Source organism: Undibacterium sp. Tian12W, from assembly GCF_049339405.1.
Lineage (GTDB): Bacteria > Pseudomonadota > Gammaproteobacteria > Burkholderiales > Burkholderiaceae_D > Undibacterium.
Window position 1 is genome coordinate 1 of record NZ_JBMPPK010000091.1, and the last position, 264, is coordinate 264.

Below are 264 nucleotides of genomic sequence, written 5' to 3' on the forward strand. Positions count from 1 at the left end.
CGATACCGGCACGTTGTGCCGTCAGGATACTTTTGCCAATAAACTCATAGCGGGTATTCTGATCTCCACGGATATGCAACTCCGGTTGCGGGATCTTGACTGCTTCTACCTTGAGCTTTTCAAACAGGGCATCCGTACCAGCCAGCGGCCTCATGCTGCCGTTCCAGTACAGATCACCATCCTTGTTCACCGACAGGGTGATGTTTTCCGGTTTGGTTTTGTAAATCACGTTGGTTTCTGCCGGCAGCTTGAGCTTGACCGTAT

Annotated in this window: 1 protein-coding gene; it reads right to left on the reverse strand. The window is 51.1% G+C overall.

The window, feature by feature from the left end:
• On the reverse strand, nucleotides 1-264 hold a 264-nt coding region (locus ACO0LI_RS30740; RefSeq protein WP_423037736.1), incomplete at both ends, for an ExbD/TolR family protein.